The organism is Mesorhizobium sp. WSM3879 (assembly GCF_002294915.1).
In the GTDB taxonomy this organism is placed as follows: domain Bacteria; phylum Pseudomonadota; class Alphaproteobacteria; order Rhizobiales; family Rhizobiaceae; genus Mesorhizobium.
The window spans coordinates 166925-186450 of sequence record NZ_NSFZ01000006.1; the positions used below are offsets into that span (position 1 = coordinate 166925).

A 19526-nucleotide genomic window follows, 5' to 3' on the forward strand; every position below is an offset into this window, starting at 1 on the left:
GTGCGATCCGACGCAACGCCGTCGCCCGATGCGACCGATGGAGCGAGCATGAACGACTCCGCCCTGAGCCGGCGCAAGGACGACCATCTTGGCATCGTGCTGGATCGGCGAACGGCGCCGGCCACGGTCGCCGCCGGCTGGGAGTATATCCGTTTCGAACACTGCGCATTGCCGGAGTTGGACCTGACGCAGATCGACCTGCGCGCCTCGCTGCTAGGCAAGACTATGCGCGCGCCGCTGCTGATCAGCTCCATGACCGGCGGCACGCCTCGCGCCGAGGCCATCAACCGGCATCTGAGCGAGGCAGCTCAAGCCTTGGGGATCGCGATGTGCGTCGGTTCGCAGCGCGTGAGCCTGCAATCCCGCAACTCCCAGGGGCTGACGCGCGCGCTGCGACACCTGGCCCCAGACATCCCCCTGTTGGCCAATATCGGCGCCGCGCAACTGCGCGAGGCCGACGGCCTAGACTTGGCGCGCCGGGCGGTTGATGCGCTGGAGGCCGATGGACTGATTGTCCATCTCAATCCGCTGCAGGAAGCGCTACAGCCGGAGGGCGACCGCGACTGGCGCAGCGTCCTGGCGCAGATCGCTCGTGCCGCGCGCAGTGTGGGCGTGCCGATCGTGGCCAAGGAAGTGGGCTCGGGCCTGTCCGCCTCGGTGGCCTCTGCGCTCGTCGAGGCGGGCGTGGCGGTGATCGATGTCGCCGGCGCCGGAGGCACCAGTTGGGCCGCGGTGGAGGGCGAGCGGGCCCGCGATGCCGCGGACCGTGCAGTGGCGATGGCGTTCGCCGACTGGGGGATTCCGACCCCGGGCGGGGTGCAGGCGGTACGTCGGGCGCTGCCAACGGTGAAGTTGATCGCTTCGGGCGGAATCCGCGACGGCGGCGACGTGGCCAAGGCCATCCGCCTGGGCGCGGACTTCGCCGGCCAGGCGGCCGGCGTGCTGCCCGCGGCGACGGTGTCCACCGAGGCGGTTGTCGCGCATTTCGAGATCGTCATCCGCCAGTTGGCAGTCGCCTGCTTCTGCACCGGCTCGGCTGATCTGGCGGCGTTGCGTCAGGCGCGCTTGTTGCCCTCGGCGCATCTGCCCGCCGGTTAATGCCGGCATCGTCCGCACGTGGTCAAAACGCCAGTTGAGCAGGGATCTAATTCTGCGCCGCCCAAACTTTCATCTCTCGAACGCTCGCGGAACGCCCACGCGCCGGCTGCCTAATCTAGCAGTTGCACTGGGCATGCTCTGTGCTCGGCTATCTCGAGCTTCTCCAGTGCCTGCCTGATGTCGTCTCCGGCGTCCTCCGGCAACGGCAAAATGGGGCGCGGTGGCTGGACGTGCGCCAGACCGAGGTATTCGGCGACGACGAACATAACGCGGAAGCTGCCGTAGCGCTTGAACACCGTCCAGAGCGGCTCGAAAGCGCGATTCAACCGAGTGGACTCCACCGCGTCGCCGGACTGCGCCGCACGCGTCAGCGCAAGCGCCGGGACCGCCAGCAGACCTGCCGCAACGCTGTACCAGGTGTCACATCCGGCGAGTAGGGCATCCGCCGCGCCCCAATCGCCGCTGTATCCGATTGTGAACGTGTCAGGCGTCATCGACCGCAAGCGTGCCAGTTCTCCCGTGTAATCCTCATTCACCGCCAGAGGCATTTTCACGGCGACGATGTTGGACACCTCTGACAGCCGGGCGATCAATGCGTCGCTGAATGTGAAGCGCGTGGTGCTTGGATTGTTGTATATGCACAAAGGCAGTTCCCCCGCCTCGGCAACCGCGACGAAGTGCTGGAAGACTTCATCCTCGTTCAGGGGAACGTAGGACATGGGTGCCAGGAGCAGGCCGTCAGCGCCAGCGCATTTTGCATCGCGCGCCAGAGCCTGAGCTTCGTCGGTACGCAATGCACCCACCCCCACGACAAGAGGCGTTTTGCCGCCGATGCATTCCACGGCAGCCTGAACGGCACGCTTGCGCTCTTCCCTCGTGAGGTAAGCATAACCGCCCGTGCTCCCCAAAAGGCCGATGGAGTCTGCTCCCGCTCGTTGAATACGCTCGAGAAAACGAGCCAATGCCTCGGTCTCGACATGCCCTTCCGCATCGGTTGGCGTGAGGGGGAACGCCGACATGCCGCGAAACAAAGTCATCATCCATTCCTTTCGAAGCTACATAGGGGAAAGCAGCATGCGCACCCCGGCGAACACGAAGAACATCGCCAGCAGACTTTCGATCCAACGGCGACAGCGGCGATACAGAGCCACCATCGGCGGTGTGGAGAAGACAATGGCGTAGCCGCAGAATATCGTGACACTTAGGACGGCGCAGCCACCCAATATGGCCGCCATGGTCTGCCACGACGAATTCGGGCCGATCCCCAGTGTGACGAGCGCGATCCATGCCAGCACGGATTTAGGGTTCGCCAAATGCATCAAGAGACCCCTTCCATAGAGCTCACCCCGTGAAAAAGCGACTCCGTCGGTCGAGGCGTGCACCGCCAGCTTCTCGTTCGACGTAAGCGCCGACCGTCCCGCCCTGAAGGCGAGGAATAGCAAGTAAAGGCCCCCGAAAACCTGCAGGACGAGCAGTGCCTGGGCGTACCTGGCCAAGAGGGCGGAGATGCCGGTCGAGGCCATAAAACCCCAGAAGATCGAGCCGCTGACGACGCCAGAGGCGAGTATGAGCGCGGCACCCCTGCCGCGCGACATGGCAACCCCCATGATGCGCATGTTGCTCGGGCCGGGGCTCCCTGCGGCAATGACATAAGCAGCAAAGACGATGAGCAACTGATGGAGATCGACATTCATTCTCTCAGCCCTTGATAATCTCAATCGGATCGATCGCACCGGATTGCCACGGCCATGGATCCGTCGACCGGAAACGTCATCCGGGGGCGATGGCAATTTCTTGGCTCGCAATTTTGCATCAAGGCATTCAATCTTCCGACCAGGGCATTCGTCGCCTCCGTCAATGCGTCGTCCGGCACGGTCTCCAACGCAGGTGACGCAAATGTCGTCGCGCCATCGTTGACTGCCTCCCCGTTCATCATTGTGTCGGGCATTCCACTCCCGTCAGAAGTGGCATCGACGTGGACGCTCGCGGCTCTAAATCCCCATGCAATATTCTCTATTCGACGTCGATGATGGGACCCTCAAATATCCAGGCAACTCCATCAATTCGAGCGCAAGCACCAAGAACGGCGCGACCGGTCCCAATCGCTTCCCTGACTGCAAGCCAATATTGCAGCTCACTGGCTCAAGATAAACTGCCACTTTCTGAGATTTTCAGCGGTCCAGTATAGGAGGATTCTCGCAGTACGGGAGCGACGGGTCGAATTTGCTCAAGAAGGCACGGCCGCAGGTCGCAGGTTGAACAGCTCCATCACCCGCAGCGGCCCCGGTTTCGTCCATCCATAGCGTGAATGATAGATATCCTAATAATCAATTTTACTGATCTTACTGGATTTCATTAGAAGATTCTAACTGAGCGGGCCGGGCGCGTGTTCGGCCTCGTCTGCGTCGGCTGAAGCTGCCGGGAAGAATTCGGAGAAAAACATGTGCGGGATTGTTGGCATCGTTGGGCAACAGCCGGTGTCGGAGCGCCTGGTCGACGCGTTGAAGCGTCTGGAATACCGCGGCTATGATTCGGCCGGCATTGCGACGATCACCGAGGGCACCTTGCACCGCCGGCGCGCCGAGGGCAAGCTCGTCAATCTCGAGACGAGGCTGCAGGAAGAGCCGCTGAGTGGCACCATCGGCATCGCCCACACCCGCTGGGCAACCCACGGGCCACCGACGGAACGCAATGCACACCCGCACTTCACGGACGGTGTAGCCGTCGTCCATAACGGTATCATCGAGAATTTCGCCGAGCTGAAGGACGAATTGGCGGCGACGGGAACCGAGTTCCAGACCGACACAGACACCGAGGTCCTTGCGCATCTTTTGGCAGGACACCGCCGGGCGGGCATGGGGCGCGGTGAGGCGGTGCATGCCATGCTGAAAAGCGTAAGGGGTGCCTACGCGCTTGCCATCCTCTTTGAAGATGATCCGTCGACCATCATTGCGGCGCGCAATGGACCACCGCTGGCGATCGGTCATGGCGCTGGCGAGATGTTCCTGGGCTCCGACGCGATCGCGCTTGCTCCATTCACGAATGAAATCACCTATCTCGTCGACGGCGACTGGGCCGTAGTCAGCAGGACGGGCGCCGACATCTTTGATAACGACGGCCTCCCCGTCGCGCGTCCGCGCCAGACCTCCATGGCCGCGGCCACTCTGGCCAACAAGGGCAATCATCGCCACTTCATGGAGAAGGAAATCCTCGAGCAGCCCGAGGTCATCGCCGATGCGCTCGGTCAGTATACCAACATCATAGAAAATGGCGCCGATGCGGTATTTGGCATCGACTTCGCCAGGATCCCGAGCTTGGCGATCTCTGCCTGCGGCACCGCGTATCTCGCCGGACTGATCGGAAAATACTGGTTCGAGCGCTATGCGCGCCTACCGGTCGAAATAGATGTTGCATCCGAATTCCGCTATCGCGAGATCCCGCTGTCGCCGCAGTCTGCGGCTCTTTTCATTTCCCAGTCGGGCGAAACCGCCGATACGCTGGCATCGCTGAGGTACTGCAAGCAGCTTGGGCTGAAAATTGGCGCCGTTGTCAATGCGTGCGAATCGACCATCGCTCGGGAGGCTGATGTGGTCTTCCCGATCCTTGCCGGCCCGGAGATCGGCGTCGCCTCCACCAAGGCCTTCACCTGCCAGCTCACCGCTCTTGCAGCACTCGCCATCCACGCAGCCAAGGCCCGCGGAACAGTGACGGAAGCTGAGGTGCAGGCGCTCGTCGGGAGCCTCACGGAAATGCCGCGCCTCATGAGGCAGGTACTGGACAGCGTCCAGCCGGAGATTGAGCTTCTGTCGCGCGAACTGTCAAAGTTTCATCATGTCCTGTATCTCGGCCGTGGCACAAATTTCCCACTGGCGATGGAAGGTGCGCTGAAGGTCAAGGAGATTTCCTACATCCACGCCGAGGGCTATGCGGCAGGTGAATTGAAGCACGGTCCTATCGCATTGATAGACTCGAACATGCCAGTGATCGTCATCGCGCCACATGATCGCTTTTTCGACAAGACCCTCTCCAACATGCAGGAAGTGGCCGCCCGCGGAGGGCGCATTATCCTCATCACCGATGGCAAAGGGGCAGCCGCATCGAAACTCGATACGATGCACACGATCGTGCTGCCGGCCACCGACGAGATTGTCGCGCCGATGATCTTCTCGCTGCCGATACAGCTTCTTGCGTATCACACGGCAGTCTGCGTGGGCACAGATCTCGACCAGCCACGCAACCTGGCGAAATCAGTCACCGTCGAATGATTGGGAAGCTTTCATAGGTACGCTCGCACCATTGGCAAAACTCCAAGCCCCTTCAACCGGTGCAGGCGCGCACCGCCTGGGTGGAACATGCCGGTTAGCAACGATTGGTTATCCCTTTGGCCGCCCCTCACGCTGCTTGGGCTGGGCCTACGGGCAAACCCGGTCGAGAAGAGCATCGAATACGCAGCAATGGCGCTAATCACCGATGCTCCTGCCGCACGCGGATAAACCCCTCCGATGTCCACTATCACGTCCTCGGCCAGGATCGCCGAGCGTCTAGCTGAACTAAGAGAACGGATCGGATCAGACCCGTGGGCCGCACAGATTGCCGGCACGTCAGCGGCTCGATGATTGCGGCTCGCGCGTGGTCTTCGTCGGTGAGACGGTAGCCCCTTGACTTCGCCAGGCGGCCAGCTGCGATGTGCCGGCTGTAGCCATCCCGTGTAACCTCCTTCTGGGCATAACGCTCGCCGGTACCCCCGGCCAGTCGCAAGAGGATCGAGCGATGATCGGACGCTTCCAGGAACCGCTCGAAGGTTCGGTCGAGCGGACGACCGAAATAGCGGCCGCACAGCACGAGATTGGGCGAGACAAAGACAGGGACGATCAGCGACTTGAAGGGCGCCTTGACGTAAGTGATCGGCCTGTTAGAAGGATCCTGCGCGGCGAGCGCGGGCACGCCGGCGGCGGTCAGCGCGTCGAGGTCTTTGGACGCCAGGTTGGATTCCGCCGATCCGGTCGATATCGAAGCTGGGATACTGGCCGAGCTCCGCATCCGACTAGTCGGATGCGCCATGCCGCCTTCCAGCAGCATCTCCTCGCCCACGCGGACGCTGAAGGGAAGGGGATAAGATACTAGCCCCAAACCGTGTGCACGATACTCTCGACGGGAAACCCATGGCGCTTGTCGCGGACCAGCGCGTCCTCATACCGTCGCTGTCCAGCCAAGGCTGAACAGCGCTTATCGCTGCGAATCAGACCGAAAGCGGAACGGCCTGATATAGCGCAGAGACTCAGGAGAGCGCAGTGGTAAGGATGGAAGGCATCAACATGGGACGGTAAGTATTGCAGACCATAAAAGATCGCGAGGCCCGCCTGCCTTGGTACACCATCTATCCGACTGTCTCGGAGTTCTCTGGGGCGGTCGGCGCCGAGGCTTATGAGGAATGGCTCAAGAACCTACCGGCTGACGATCCGGCGTCACTCTACTTGCACGTTCCGTTCTGCCGATCAAAGTGCTGGTTTTGCGGCTTTCCCACCGCCATCACTCGCCATGATGCGCCGATCTTCGATTATCTGGCGGCGCTGCGTGACGAGATACGTTTGGTCTCGGAGCACGCGCCGCAGGCGCTGCCCGTCAGCGATGTGCATTTTGGCGGCGGAACGCCAACTCTCATGGGGCCAGTAGAGTTTCTCGCCCTGATGGAGTTCCTGCGCCGCCACTTTGCGCTCGCGAAAACGGCTACGATCGCCGTTGAGATCGACCCACGCACGTTCACGGCCGAGATGGCCGAAGCCTTGGAAGCAGCAGGCGTGAGCCGCGCGAGCCTCGGCGTGCAGAGCTTCGATCCCATTGTTCAAAAAGCGATCAACCGGGTCCAAAGCGAGGCGCAAACGGCGGCTGCCGTCGAAATGCTGCGTCGGCATGGAGTGAGAAGCATCAACTTCGACCTCATCTTTGGTCTCCCGCATCAAACGGTGCAATCTTGCGTCGAGACCACGAGAGCGGCGGTCGCCATGCGCCCCAACCGGCTTGCGGCGTTCGGCTACTCGCACATCCCGTCCTTTATTAAGAATCAGCGCCTCATCGAGGAGGCATCTCTTCCAGGCAGCGCTGCCCGCGCCGAACAGCATGCGGCCATTGCTGTGACGCTGATTGCCGCCGGCTACCGAGAGATCGGGCTCGACCATTTCGCCTTGCCCCACGACGATCTCGCCCTAGCACAGAAAACCGGTCGCCTGCGACGCAACTCGCTGGGTTACTCGGCCGACACCTGCAAAACCGTGATCGGTTTCGGCGCGTCGGCTATCGGGCGTGTCGGCGAGGGTTACGTCCAGAACGAGGTTACACGGGATTCCTACAGCCGGCACATCGCAGCTGGCCGTCTGGCGACGTCAAAGGGCTACCGTCTTACCGACGAAGACCGCGCGCGAGCCGCAATCATCGAGCGACTAATGTGCGATCTCAAGGCCGATGTGCCGGCAATCTGTGCCGCCCACGGGTCTGATCCGATCCATTTTCTCGAATCAGCTGAACGCTTGGCGATGCTTACCAAGGACGGAATTGTGGACATCGAAAAGGGTTTTGTCCGCGTATCGCGGCAGCATCGCTTTGCGATTCGCGCTGTTGCTGCCGCATTCGATGCTTTTCTCGACCGGGTTGCCCCGTGAGTCAGCCAACGAGTGTGAGGGAGGCCAAGGCGACGCCGAAGCGAAAGTCGACGCACATGCGGTTTGCCTTCTTGTAGATCAGGATTTTTTAGCCGTCGCCGGCGTAGCGGGCCTCAAGCGGCTTCCCGCCCTCCAAGAAGGCCGCGGTGAGGGCGCAACGAGCCTCGAGATCTGCTTCCGATATGCGGACGGCTGCACAGGCGACGCGCAGATAGGCGAAGCGGGGAAGCAAAAGTTTCTCAAGAGTGGTGAAGAAGCCCGGCCTCGTTAACGCCAGCGAGCGCCCCTCAGGAGCGGCAGCCAAGGAGCAGCCGTTTATCGGCGATCGACTAAAACGATCGGTCGTGTGGAGTTGGTCGACACCTGTGAACAAGCCGTGTGCGACATTGCAATAATCCATCTAATGGCTCAACTGCCCACATGGCCGCGAATGAACTGGATTTGTTGGTTTTCCAGATGGCAGTGGAAAGCGTCCGCTCACTCTGCTTGAGCTTCAATGACAAAGCGGCGGAAATAGCAGCGAGGAGCCGCGGAACCCTGCTTTTCGACGTGCGGGTTGACGATGACGCCGACATTCAGCGGATCGCAGCCATCCGATATCGAGACGACCAGATGGGTGTGGTGGCGTTGGACAGACAAGGCCTTGTTAGCCGCTACTGCGTCGTAAATGGTACCTTTTCCCGCTTCATTGTGCCGTTGGAAAATTGGACCAGCATGCCGGTGTCAATGCAGGCCAAAATCGATGTCACTCACCTTGCTAGCCTGTTCCTAGGGGCGTTGCGAAATGCGGGTCATATGCTTGGCAACTAGCGCTTGGCGGAACGCGTCTGTGGAATCCGCGTGGGCGTTGAACCGGTGGCCCATCGAGTTTCTGCAGCGCGCAGATGTGCCACGGCCGGGGAGTGATAGCCGCCTGTTCGACAGCATCGCCGGCGAACCTTGACACACAAGGAATGTTGGCAATTCGGCGTCCGAGAAGATCGCCCAAGATATCCTCAGCGCCCAATATGTCCCAGCTCGCCTGAGAAATTCCCATGGCGGCCAGGCTCACCTCGCGATCCGATCTCGATAGGCCTGTTGTGCCCCAGATCGGACTCGATGTTCAGGATTCCTCAGCGGCTTGCCCGCACCGCCACCGCCAGCTCTCCTACCAAATATCCGACGTGCTCACGATAAGCACGAACGATACGGGCCCCGCTCCGACACAGCAGTCAAGACTTGCTCGGGAATGCGCGAATATCGATACACATCTCGAAGGGAGAGCAACGGCGCGCCAAACAGCCTCATCGCACCAAGTCGTACATAGGGTGTATTCCCGTTCCGGCCGCGCCGGGCGATTCTCGATCCACCTCTCCAGAACGGCGGAGCAATCTCAGTGACGCCCACAAAGCTTCTGATTGGGCAGATCGCCATTGTGTTCGCCATCGTTCTCCTCGGCGTGTGGGCTGCCACACAATGGTGCGCTCATATGCTAGCCTTTCAGGAACAACTCGGCGCGCCCTGGTTTGTCGCGGCTGGCTGGCCGATCTACGAGCCGTGGAAACTGTTGGAATGGTGGTTCCAATTTGATGCCTATGCGCCCGAGGTATTCGACAAGGCCGGCATGCTTGCGGGCACCAGTGGATTGATGGGTTTTGCCGCTGCGATCGCTGGTTCCCTCTGGCGCGCGCGTCAGCGCGGGTTGGTCACTACCTATGGCTCCTCTCGATGGGCGGCGACGCGGGAGATCGAGAAAGCAGGGCTGTTTCAGCCGGCAGGCGTCTTCCTTGGCAAACTGAATGATCGGTATCTGCGTCATGACGGGCCAGAGCACGTCATGGCGTTTGCGCCGACACGTTCGGGCAAGGGCGTCGGACTGGTTGTGCCAACTCTTGTCTCCTGGTCCGGATCGGCCGTCATTCACGACATCAAAGGCGAGAACTGGCAGCTGACCGCCGGCTGGCGGTCGAGGTTCTCATATTGCCTATTGTTCAATCCGACTGATCCGCGATCGGCCCGCTACAACCCGCTCTTGGAAGTGCGCAAAGGTCCGAACGAGGTCCGCGACGTTCAGAACATCGCCGACATCTTGGTCGATCCTGAGGGCGCGCTGGAGCGGCGTAATCATTGGGAGAAGACCAGCCATTCACTCTTGGTCGGCGCCATCCTGCACGTCCTCTATGCCGAGGAGGAAAAGACACTCGCTCGGGTCGCCACGTTCTTGTCGGACCCGCAGCGCTCATTTGTTGCAACGCTACAGCGGATGATGACGACCGACCATCTGGGCGCGGCGGAAAGGCCTCAAGTACACCCCGTTGTGGCTTCTGCGGCGCGCGAGGTGCTGAACAAGTCGGAGAACGAGCGTTCAGGCGTCCTCTCGACCGCCATGTCTTTTCTCGGGCTCTACCATGATCCGACCGTGGCTGCGGCCACTTCGTCTTGTGACTGGCGGATTGCCGACTTGATGGATGCCGCGCGACCTACATCGCTCTATCTGGTCGTGCCGCCATCTGACATTTCGCGCACCAAGCCTTTGGTGCGACTGATCCTGAACCAGATCGGCAGACGGCTCACGGAGCGCCTCGAGGGTGACCCAAAGAAGAGTCGCAAGCATCAACTGCTCATGATGCTGGATGAGTTTCCGGCGCTCGGTCGCCTCGACTTCTTTGAGACCGCGCTCGCCTTTATGGCCGGTTACGGAATTCGCGCCTACTTGATCGCGCAATCGTTGAACCAGATCTCCAAAGCGTATGGCGAGAACAACGCCATTCTGGACAATTGCCATGTGCGAATTGCCTTTTCCTCCAACGATGAGCGCACGGCCAAGCGAATCTCGGACGCGCTTGGCACGGCCACGGAATTGAGATCGATGCGCAACTATGCGGGCCACCGGCTGGCGCCCTGGCTCTCGCATGTCATGGTGAGCCGCCAGGAGACGGCCCGCCCGCTGTTGACGCCGGGCGAGGTGATGCAATTGCCGCCCTCGGACGAACTGGTGCTCGTTTCGGGATTGCCCCCCATCCGCGCCAAAAAGCTGCGCTACTACGAGGATCAGAACTTCACCGAACGGATGCTGCCTGCGCCGGTGCTGCATGACGGTCTCTACCCCGACTGCCCTGCGCCGCGCCAAGACGACTGGACTGGCCAAGTACGCCGAGTCGACCGTCGTCTTGCCTCCGACGACGAAAACGCTGGCGCCGCGCTTGCGGACGAGGGAGGTGTTCAGCAGCAGCGCCATCCCGGCCTGCCCGAAGAACATACCGCCGTCACCCGGGAACCGGACCAGGACGATCTGTCCAGACCCGCAGACGATGATAGCGAGGCGATGGCCGACAAGCGCGTCATGGACCGGATCTCCACCGTCGGACGTGCCTATGGCATCAACGAGGGAAGGGGCGATGACAAGGATATCGTCCCCGGCTTCTGAAGGCCGGCGCGTAGCCGGCGTACTTCAGCGTAGATAACGGCCATAAGCGATTTCGGGGGTTTGGCCGATGCTTGTTCCCGTCGCCGGCGCAACGCCGGCCCGTCGGAACGAGCCGCATGAAGACCCACCGCATTCGTCACCAGTTTCTGCTCGAACCCGAATTGAGCGAGAGGCTGGAGAACCTCAGTCGCGATCCCTCGACGACCAAATCAGCCATTGTGGCCAAGGCTGTTGAGGCGTTCATCGAGCGGCGTGGCGAGAACGAGCTCGACCGGCGCTACGGTGTGCGGCTCGATCGTCTTTCACGCGACCTCGTTCAAGTCCGGCGCGATGCCGAAATGATCCTGGAGAGCCTGGCGCTCTTCATTCGCTTTTCGATCACGCTTCACGCGCACACGCCGGTTCCAGACAAGGCGACGCAAGCCATTGCTCAGGACCGTTTCGACAAATTCATCGAGCAGGTCGGTCGCCAGATTGCTTCCGGGAAACGGTCTCTCGGCAAGGAGAACGGCAGGGGAGGGGAACGATGAGCTCTCATCCGGAGGCCGACCATCGTCGCCGCGCGATGCTGCGCACCGCCATGGGCCCTGCGATCACCGAGGCGCTCTCCGATTCATTGGTGATCGAGGTGATGGTCAATCCCGACGGCGCGCTGCGGCTCGACCGGTTGGGCGAAGGCCGCGTCGATACGGGCGTGCACATGCATCCTTCGGAGGCGGAGCGCATTATCCGCCTGGTCGCGTCCCATATGCGCGCCGAGGCTCATGCCGACAACCCGATCGTCAGTGCGGAACTGCCGTCGGGCGAACGATTCGAAGGACTGCTGCCGCCTGTGGTGCTGGCGCCGTGCTTCGCCATTCGCAAACCAGCGGCAAAACTCTACACGCTGGCCAACTATGTCGCCGACCGCATCATATCGCCGCTGCAGGCCGATGTGCTGAGTAAGGCAGTGCGCGAGCGGCGCAATATCCTGGTCGCAGGCGGCACGTCCTCGGGCAAAACGACCCTTGCCAATGCGCTGCTGACCGAAGTCGCCGACTGCGACGAGCGGGTGATCCTGATCGAGGATACGCGCGAGCTGCAATGCGCAGCAAAGGACTGCGTTGCCTTGAGAACGAGGCGTGGTTCTGTAACGCTTGCCGATCTCGTGCGCACGACGCTCCGGCTCAGACCCGACCGCATCATTGTCGGCGAAGTGAGGGGCGCGGAAGCGCTCGATATGCTCAAGGCATGGAACACGGGCCACCCCGGCGGCATCGCCACCGTTCACGCCAATTCGGCGCGCTCGGCTCTTTACCGTATTGAGCAACTCGCTCAGGAGGCCGTCGTCACCGTTCCTCGACGCCTCATCGCCGATGCGATCGATCTGATCGTCTTCATCGCCGGGCGCGGATCATCGCGCCGCATCGACGCGATTGCTGAGGTCACCGGTCTCGACGGCAGCGGCGATTACGCCGTCACCCAGCTCACGCCTCCTCAACTCCAGCAGCTTTGAAAGGTACTTCATGCTCAAGAAGCTTCGCTTTCTTTCGTCCACCGCGCTCGCGCTTCTAGTCACCGCCCCGGCATACGCGGCTGGTTCCGGCATGCCCTGGGAACAACCGCTGCAGCAAATTTTGGAATCTGTGCAGGGCCCGGTCGCCAAGATCGTCGCGGTGATCATCATCATCACCACCGGCCTGACGCTCGCCTTTGGTGACACGGCCGGCGGTTTTCGCCGGCTTATCCAGATCGTCTTCGGGCTGTCGATCGCATTCGCGGCATCGAGTTTCTTCCTCTCCTTCTTCTCCTTCGGCGGCGGGGCACTCGTCTGATGGCCACCGGAGAACAGCATATCGACGGCTTCGAGGTACCGGTTCACCGGTCGCTGACCGAGCCCATCCTGCTTGGCGGTGCGCCGCGAGCGGTAGCGATCCTCAACGGTACAGTTGCCGCAGCCATCGGGCTCGGCCTTGAGCAATGGATAGCCGGGCTGGTGCTCTGGACTGCCGGCCACACGCTGGCGGTCTTTGCCGCCCGCCGCGATCCGGACTTTGCCAGCGTGCTTGTCCGGCACCTTCGTCTGAGGGGGTGGCTGGCATGCTGAACCTTTCGGAATATCGCGGGAAGGCCGACCGGCTTGCCGACCATCTGCCCTGGGTAGCACTCGTCGCGCCGGGCATCGTGCTCAACAAAGACGGCAGCTTTCAGCGGACGCTGCGGTTCCGCGGCCCCGATCTCGAAAGCGCGACGGAAGCCGAACTCATCGGCATTTGCGCGAGGGCGAACAATGCGCTGAGACGCCTCGGCACCGGCTGGGCATTGTTCTTCGAGGCAGAACGCGTCGAAGCGTTGGGCTATCCGGCCTCGCGCTTTCCCGACGCGGCGTCGTGGCTCATCGATGAAGAACGGCGCGCGGCTTTCGAGGGCAAGGTCGCGCATTTCGAGAGCCGCTACCATCTAACATTGCTGTTCATGCCGCCAGCGGACAGCCAGGCTCGTGCGGAAAGCGCGCTCGTCGACTCTCATCATCCAGAATCCGAAAGAGACTGGCGCCAGGAGCTATCGCGGTTCCGCGACGATACCGACCGCGTGCTGGATCTGCTGTCCGGCTTCATGCCCGAAGTGCGCGCGATCGACGATGCCGAGACGCTGACTTACTTACACGGCACAATCTCGACCCGTCGCCATCCGGTCACAGTACCGGAAACGCCGATGTATCTGGACGGCATCCTAGTCGATGCGCCGCTCACCGGCGGCTTGGAACCGATGCTGGGCGATCAGCATCTTCGCACGCTTTCAATTCTTGGTTTCCCGAACCTCACTCGCCCCGCAATCCTCGATGCCCTCAACCATCAGGATTTTGCCTATCGTTGGACGACGCGTTTTATCCCTCTCGACAAGACGGAAGCGACCAAGACGCTTACCCGGTTGCGGCGGCAGTGGTTTGCCAAGCGCAAATCGATCGTGGCTATCCTGCGCGAGGTTGTAAGCAACGAGCCCGTTCCGCTCGTTGACAGCGATGCCGACAACAAGGCGCTCGATGCCGACGAAGCACTTCAGACATTGGGCGGGGATCATGTCGGCTTCGGCTATCTCACCACGACCGTGACGGTGTGGGACGAGGATCGCCAAGCCGCCGCGGAGAAACTTCGCGCGGTCGAGCGCATCGTCAATGGGCTCGGCTTCACGACAATCCGTGAAAACGTCAACGCGGTCGAGGCGTGGCTCGGGTCGCTGCCAGGCCATGCCTATGCCAATGTTCGCCAGCCGCTCATTCACACGTTGAACCTTGCCCATCTTATGCCGCTGTCGTCGGCGTGGGCCGGTCCGTCGACAAACGAGCATCTCGCCAAGGTCACCCGGCAAGAGGCCCCTCCGCTTCTCTTCGCCGTGACCAGCGGGTCGACCCCGTTTCGGCTCTCCACTCATGTCGACGACGTCGGTCACATGCTGATCGTTGGTCCGACCGGTGCCGGCAAGTCGGTCCTGCTTGCGCTGATCGCACTTCAGTTCCGACGCTATGCCGGCGCCCAGGTCTATGTCTTCGACAAAGGCAATTCAGCCCGCGCAGCAACACTCGCCATGGGTGGAGAGCACCACGCACTGGGTGCCGACGGGGCGCTTTCGTTCCAACCGCTGCGCAACATCGACGACCAAGCCAGCCGGAGCTGGGCGGCCGAATGGATTGCCACCCTCATCGCGCATGAGAACGTCACCATCACGCCTGAGGTGAAGGAGGCAATCTGGTCGGCGCTCGGCAGCCTCGCCACCGCGCCGGCGCAGGAACGTACGCTGACCGGCCTTTCGGTCCTGCTTCAGTCCAATGCGCTGAAGTCCGCATTGATGCCCTACACACTAGATGGCCCCTACGGCCGGCTGCTCGATGCCGATGACGATCGCCTGGCTCTGTCCGACGTGCAGTGTTTCGAGACCGAGGAGCTGATGCACAGCCAAGGCGCTGTGCTGCCGGTGCTCACCTATCTGTTCCATCGTCTCGAGGAGCGGTTCGACGGACGGCCGACGCTGCTCATGCTCGACGAGGCTTGGGTCTATCTCGACAACCCGCTGTTTGCCGCCCGCATTCGCGAATGGCTGAAGGTGCTGCGCAAGAAAAACGTGTCGGTGATCTTCGCTACGCAGTCGCTTGCGGATATCGCCGGCTCTTCAATAGCGCCCGCGATCATCGAGAGCTGCCCGCAGCGGATTTTTCTTCCGAATGACCGCGCCGTGGAGCCACAGGCGAGAGCGGCCTATGAGGGCTTCGGTTTGAACGAACGGCAGATCGAAATGGTCGCCCGCGCGATGCCGAAGCGGCAGTACTATCTGCAGTCGCGTCGCGGCAACCGCCTCTTCGAGCTGGGCTTGGGTCCCATCACACTCGCACTTTGCGGCGCCTCCGACCCAGCCACACAGACGCTGATCGACAGCGTCTTGTCCGAAGACGGGCAGGAGAATTTTGCCTCCCGATTTCTCGATGCGCGTGGCCTCGGTTGGGCCGCCGAGCATCTCCAGCAATTCCCTCAACCTGACATGGAGCAATCGTCATGATGCGACGCCGCCTTCTCTCCAGCCTGATCACTCTTTCCCTAATCGCCAAGCCATTGGCCGACTATGTCCAGCCAGCCTATGCCCTGATCGTCTTCGATCCATCGAACTATACGCAGAACATGCTCTCGGCCGCGCGCGCGTTGGAGCAGATCAACAACCAGATCCAGTCGCTGCAGAACCAGGCGACCATGCTGCAGAACATGGCGCGCAATCTTCAGAGCATGGACTTTTCCTCGGTTGGCCAGCTTACCGGTTCGCTGCAACGGATCGACGGGCTGATGGACCAGGCGAGTGGCCTGAGCTTCGATGTCGGCAAGCTCCAGGACCAGTGGCGCCAGCAGTATCCAGAAAGCTACGACGCCACGATCAAGGTCAGCGACGTGGCGAGCGCGGCTCGCGAGCGTTGGCAGAGTGCCATGCAGGCGTTCCGCCAGACCATGGGTGTCCAGTCGCAAATTGTTGAGAATGTCCGCGGCGATGGCGACCTGCTTGCCGACCTTGTCAACCGCAGCCAAGGCGCGGCCGGTGCGCTTCAGGCAAGCCAAGCCACCAATCAGCTGATCGCGCTTTCGACCAAGCAGCAGATGCAGATCCAGACGCTGCTTGCGACGCAGTTCCGCGCCGAGGCCGAGGATGCCGCCCGCAAGGCGCAGTCCGAGGAAGCTGCCCGACAGACGACAAAACGCTTCCTGGGCACCGGCACCGCCTATCTCGGCAACTGATCACTCGCACTTCAACATGAGGAAGGCGGCGGCATGAACGACCTTGGCGTCATCGATCGCTTCATGGAGACTTTTATCCGCTATATCGATAGCGGGTTCGGTCTTCTTTCGGTCGACGTCGCCTTCCTCACCACCATCCTGATCGGCATTGACATCACACTTGCCGGCCTGGCCTGGGCATTCGGCGGCGAGCCCAACATTCTCGGCCGCCTCATCCGCAAGGTGCTCTATGTCGGCGTCTTCGCCTTCATCCTGAACAATTTCAAGAACCTCGCCGACACCATCTACCGCTCCTTTGCCGGCCTCGGCATCAACGCATCCTCCGGCAATCTCTCCGCCGACAATCTCCTGCATCCAGGCCGCATTGCCGCGACCGGCTTCGAGGGCGCTTGGCCGCTTCTCGATCAGGCGAGCCAGCTCCTTGGCTTCCCGGAAATCTTCGGCAACGCGCTCACCATCTTCGTGCTGCTCATAGCCTGGTTCCTGGTCATCATCGCCTTCTTCATTCTGTCGATCCAGCTCTTCATCACCATCCTCGAGTTCAAGCTCACCACCCTGGCTGGCTTCGTACTTGTGCCCTTCGCGCTCTGGAACCGATCGGCGTTTCTCGCTGAACGCGTTCTCGGCAATGTCATCTCGTCGGGCATTAAGGTGATGGTGCTCGCGGTGATCGTCGGTATCGGCTCCACGCTTTTCGGCGAGTTCGCTTCGGCGCTCCATGGCAAGGAGCCGGATCTGGCGGCGGCCATGTCACAGGTGCTGGGCGCGCTGGCGCTTCTCGGGCTCGGAATCTTCGGCCCTGGGATCGCCTCGGGCCTAGTCTCTGGCGCACCGCAGCTCGGGGCCGGCGCCGCGCTCGGGACCACGGCGGCCGCTGCCGGATCGGCGCTCGTTGCCGGGGGAGCTGCCTTTGCCGGTGTGCGCTTGGCAACCGGCGGCGGGCTTGCCGCCGTCCGAGCCGGCACGACCGTGGGCTCGGCAGCTTCCTCGGCTTGGCAGCTAGGACGAGCAACCTCGCCCGACTCCGGCCTGTCCGGTGTGGCTGCTGGAATGCAGGGTGTGGCAAGCGCCGCCGGCGGCGCCGCGATGCGAGCAGCAGGATCTGCTGCGGGGAGCTTCGGGCCTGGCGTCAATGCCGGGCGCGAAGCCGCATGGACCGCCAGCGGCGGTGCGCCGACCGCGTCAATGACCGGAGGTCCGGCCGGTTCTGCTCCTACTACCGCGCCCAATTGGGCGAGACGCATGCGCGCCGAACAGACCGCTCGTGCCCATCGCCACGCCGCCGTCCAAGCCGTCCGCGACGGTGACAGACCGGGCGGCACCGCCAATCCCTCTCTCAATGACAAGGACGACTAGATGCTCTTCAAGCGACCCGTTCAACGTTACGGCAAGACGCCCGAGCCGGTCACGCCATATCAGAAGGCCGCCCAGCTGTGGGATGAGCGCATCGGCTCATCGCGGGTGCAGGCCCGGAATTGGCGGCTGATGGCTCTTGGCTGCCTGGCTTTGACGACTGGGCTCTCCGGCGGACTCGTGTGGCAGTCGATGCAGAGCCGTGTCGTGCCATACGTCGTCGAGGTCGACCGCTTCGGTGAGGCGCGCGCCGTTGCACCGGCAATCCGGGACTACGAGCCGTCCGATGCACAGATCGCCTGGCATCTCGGCCGCTTCATCCAGAATGTCCGTTCGATCTCCACCGACCCAGTGCTGGTACGGCAGAACTGGCTTGCGGCCTACGACTTTGCCACGGACCGGGCGGCGCTTTTCCTCAACGAGTACGCCAAGTCGAACGACCCCTTCGGTAAGATCGGCACGCGCAGCGTGTCGGTGCAAGTGACCAGCGTGATCAGGGCTTCCGACAGCTCGTTTCAGGTCAAATGGACTGAGCAGGTTTTTGAGCGCGGCAGCCTTGCCAGCACGACGCGCTGGACCGCGATCCTCACCATCGTGATCCGCCCCCCGAGCAATACCGACCAGCTGCGCAACAACCCGCTCGGCGTCTTCATCAACGCCATCGACTGGTCGCGTGAGCTCGACAGCGCCGCGCCAACATTCGTTGCCCCGAAGGAGCCTGCAAATGACAAATAGAGTCCCATCATTCCGTGCCGCGCTACTCCTGTTCGCGTCAGCAGCCGTCCTTCCCGCTTGCGCCTCGAAGCCGGTGCCACCGCCTGAGATTTCCTACGATGCTGCCGATTTCAAACCAGCTGCGATCGAAAAGCCGCCGGAGAAATCGGTGAAGATTGTCCAGGTCCCAAAGCCGCTACCGCTACCGGGCCAGTTGCAGCCCGATCCGGATAAGGTCGCTGAGGAAAAGCGCTCCCCTGAAGAAAGGGTAACCGATGCCAACAAGGCGGCGACGCAGCAACCCACGAGATATGGCTATGTCAATGCGGTCCAGGTCTATCCCTTCACCGACGGCGCACTTTATCAGCTCTACGCCGCGCCGGAGCGCGTCACCGATATCGCTCTACAGCCGGGCGAGAAGCTAACAGCCGTGTCGGCTGGTGACACCGTGCGCTGGGTGATTGGCGACACCGTCAGCGGCACCGGTGACAATCAGCGCACCCATGTGCTGGTCAAACCGTTCGCCCCGGCGCTTAGCACCAATCTGGTGATCACCACGGAACGGCGCACATACCATTTGCAGCTTCAAAGTACCGAAAAGACTGCCATGGCGGCGATCTCCTGGACTTACAGCGAAGACCAGATCATCGCGTTACGCCAGCGGAATGCGCAGGCCGACGCCGCCATGCCGGCAGCTTCAAATGTGGCGCTCGAAAACATTCGCTTCCGCTACTCGATAAACGGTGACACGCCGCCTTGGCGGCCGATGCGTGCCTTCGACGACGGCAACAAGGTTTATATCGAATTCCCGCGGCGCATTGATCAGGGTGAGGCACCGCCACTCTTCATCGTGGGTGCTGACGGGAGCAACCAGCTCGTCAATTACCGCGTGCGCGGGAACTATTACATCGTCGATCGTCTCTTTGCCGCCGCCGAATTGCGCCTCGGCGTCAAGCAGCAGCAAGTGGTCCGCATCACCAGGATCGACGGCCGGCAACCGCCGCGGCGAATACCGCTCTTCGCGCGGTCCAGCAGGTGAGGGGAGCA

At 61.9% G+C, this 19526-nt stretch carries 17 protein-coding genes and 1 pseudogene; 14 read left to right on the forward strand and 4 right to left on the reverse strand.

The features are described 5' to 3' along the window. Window positions 1-48: 48 nt before the first annotated feature. Window positions 49-1098 (forward strand): type 2 isopentenyl-diphosphate Delta-isomerase, encoded by a 1050-nt coding sequence (fni, locus tag CK218_RS15875; RefSeq protein WP_095776547.1) that lies wholly within the window; start codon window positions 49-51, stop codon window positions 1096-1098. A gap of 110 nt (window positions 1099-1208) precedes the next feature. Here the strand turns inward: fni and CK218_RS15880 are convergent, their stop codons facing one another. Continuing rightward, the gene (locus tag CK218_RS15880) at window positions 1209-2135 is read right to left on the reverse strand and encodes a dihydrodipicolinate synthase family protein (protein WP_095802376.1); all 927 of its coding nucleotides are present in this window, start codon (window positions 2133-2135) and stop codon (window positions 1209-1211) included. An 18-nt stretch (window positions 2136-2153) separates the two neighbouring features. Beyond that, window positions 2154-2792, reverse strand: a complete 639-nt coding sequence (locus CK218_RS15885; RefSeq protein WP_095828278.1) for a LysE family translocator — start codon at window positions 2790-2792, stop codon at window positions 2154-2156. A gap of 747 nt (window positions 2793-3539) precedes the next feature. On the opposite strand from CK218_RS15885, the gene glmS reads away from it, so the two are divergent. Beyond that, window positions 3540-5363 (forward strand): glutamine--fructose-6-phosphate transaminase (isomerizing), encoded by a 1824-nt coding sequence (gene glmS / locus CK218_RS15895; protein ID WP_095828279.1) that lies wholly within the window; start codon window positions 3540-3542, stop codon window positions 5361-5363. Window positions 5364-5562: 199 nt separating this feature from the next. Here the strand turns inward: glmS and CK218_RS15900 are convergent. Further along, a pseudogene (locus CK218_RS15900) lies at window positions 5563-5835 on the reverse strand (coproporphyrinogen III oxidase); the annotation flags it as partial. Window positions 5836-6428: 593 nt separating this feature from the next. Between CK218_RS15900 and hemN the strand changes: the two are divergent. Continuing rightward, window positions 6429-7754, forward strand: coding sequence for an oxygen-independent coproporphyrinogen III oxidase (gene hemN, locus CK218_RS15910; RefSeq protein ID WP_095807908.1), 1326 nt, complete (start codon window positions 6429-6431; stop codon window positions 7752-7754). 88 nt (window positions 7755-7842) lie between these two features. On the opposite strand, the gene CK218_RS30170 is transcribed toward hemN, so the two are convergent. Continuing rightward, window positions 7843-8154 carry a hypothetical protein gene (locus CK218_RS30170; protein WP_143749642.1) on the reverse strand — a complete coding sequence of 104 codons (312 nt, stop codon included), beginning with the start codon at window positions 8152-8154 and terminating at the stop codon, window positions 7843-7845. Window positions 8155-8174: 20 nt separating this feature from the next. Between CK218_RS30170 and CK218_RS15920 the strand changes: the two genes are divergently transcribed. The 11 genes from CK218_RS15920 (at window position 8175) to trbG (ending at window position 19518) form a co-directional block, all read left to right on the forward strand. Continuing rightward, window positions 8175-8564, forward strand: a complete 390-nt coding sequence (locus CK218_RS15920; RefSeq protein ID WP_095828281.1) for a hypothetical protein — start codon at window positions 8175-8177, stop codon at window positions 8562-8564. A 565-nt stretch (window positions 8565-9129) separates the two neighbouring features. Continuing rightward, the gene (locus CK218_RS15925) at window positions 9130-11160 is read left to right on the forward strand and encodes a conjugal transfer protein TraG (protein ID WP_095776541.1); all 2031 of its coding nucleotides are present in this window, start codon (window positions 9130-9132) and stop codon (window positions 11158-11160) included. Between the two features lie 116 nt (window positions 11161-11276). Further along, window positions 11277-11690, forward strand: a complete 414-nt coding sequence (locus CK218_RS15930) for a CopG family transcriptional regulator (RefSeq protein WP_095776689.1) — start codon at window positions 11277-11279, stop codon at window positions 11688-11690. Beyond that, the gene (gene trbB / locus CK218_RS15935) at window positions 11687-12655 is read left to right on the forward strand and encodes a P-type conjugative transfer ATPase TrbB (protein ID WP_095828282.1); all 969 of its coding nucleotides are present in this window, start codon (window positions 11687-11689) and stop codon (window positions 12653-12655) included. The genes CK218_RS15930 and trbB overlap by 4 nt, the downstream gene beginning before the upstream one ends. A gap of 10 nt (window positions 12656-12665) precedes the next feature. Continuing rightward, a complete protein-coding gene (locus tag CK218_RS15940) occupies window positions 12666-12974 on the forward strand; it encodes a TrbC/VirB2 family protein (protein WP_095776539.1) in 309 nt (102 codons plus the stop codon). After that, window positions 12974-13246, forward strand: coding sequence for a VirB3 family type IV secretion system protein (locus CK218_RS15945; protein WP_095776538.1), 273 nt, complete (start codon window positions 12974-12976; stop codon window positions 13244-13246). The genes CK218_RS15940 and CK218_RS15945 overlap by 1 nt, the downstream gene beginning before the upstream one ends. Further along, a complete protein-coding gene (gene trbE / locus CK218_RS15950) occupies window positions 13240-15690 on the forward strand; it encodes a conjugal transfer protein TrbE (protein ID WP_095828283.1) in 2451 nt (816 codons plus the stop codon). The genes CK218_RS15945 and trbE overlap by 7 nt, the downstream gene beginning before the upstream one ends. Beyond that, window positions 15687-16412, forward strand: a complete 726-nt coding sequence (gene trbJ / locus CK218_RS15955; RefSeq protein WP_095828284.1) for a P-type conjugative transfer protein TrbJ — start codon at window positions 15687-15689, stop codon at window positions 16410-16412. Before trbE ends, trbJ begins: the two co-directional genes overlap by 4 nt. Window positions 16413-16445: 33 nt before the next feature. Continuing rightward, entirely contained in the window at window positions 16446-17768 is a 1323-nt protein-coding gene (gene trbL / locus CK218_RS15960; RefSeq protein WP_095802349.1) for a P-type conjugative transfer protein TrbL, read from the forward strand. Beyond that, the gene (gene trbF / locus CK218_RS15965) at window positions 17769-18500 is read left to right on the forward strand and encodes a conjugal transfer protein TrbF (protein WP_095828285.1); all 732 of its coding nucleotides are present in this window, start codon (window positions 17769-17771) and stop codon (window positions 18498-18500) included. It abuts the gene before it with no gap. After that, complete coding sequence (gene trbG / locus CK218_RS15970) at window positions 18490-19518, forward strand: P-type conjugative transfer protein TrbG (RefSeq protein WP_095828286.1); 1029 nt, start codon at window positions 18490-18492, stop codon at window positions 19516-19518. Before trbF ends, trbG begins: the two co-directional genes overlap by 11 nt. Window positions 19519-19526 lie beyond the last annotated feature (8 nt).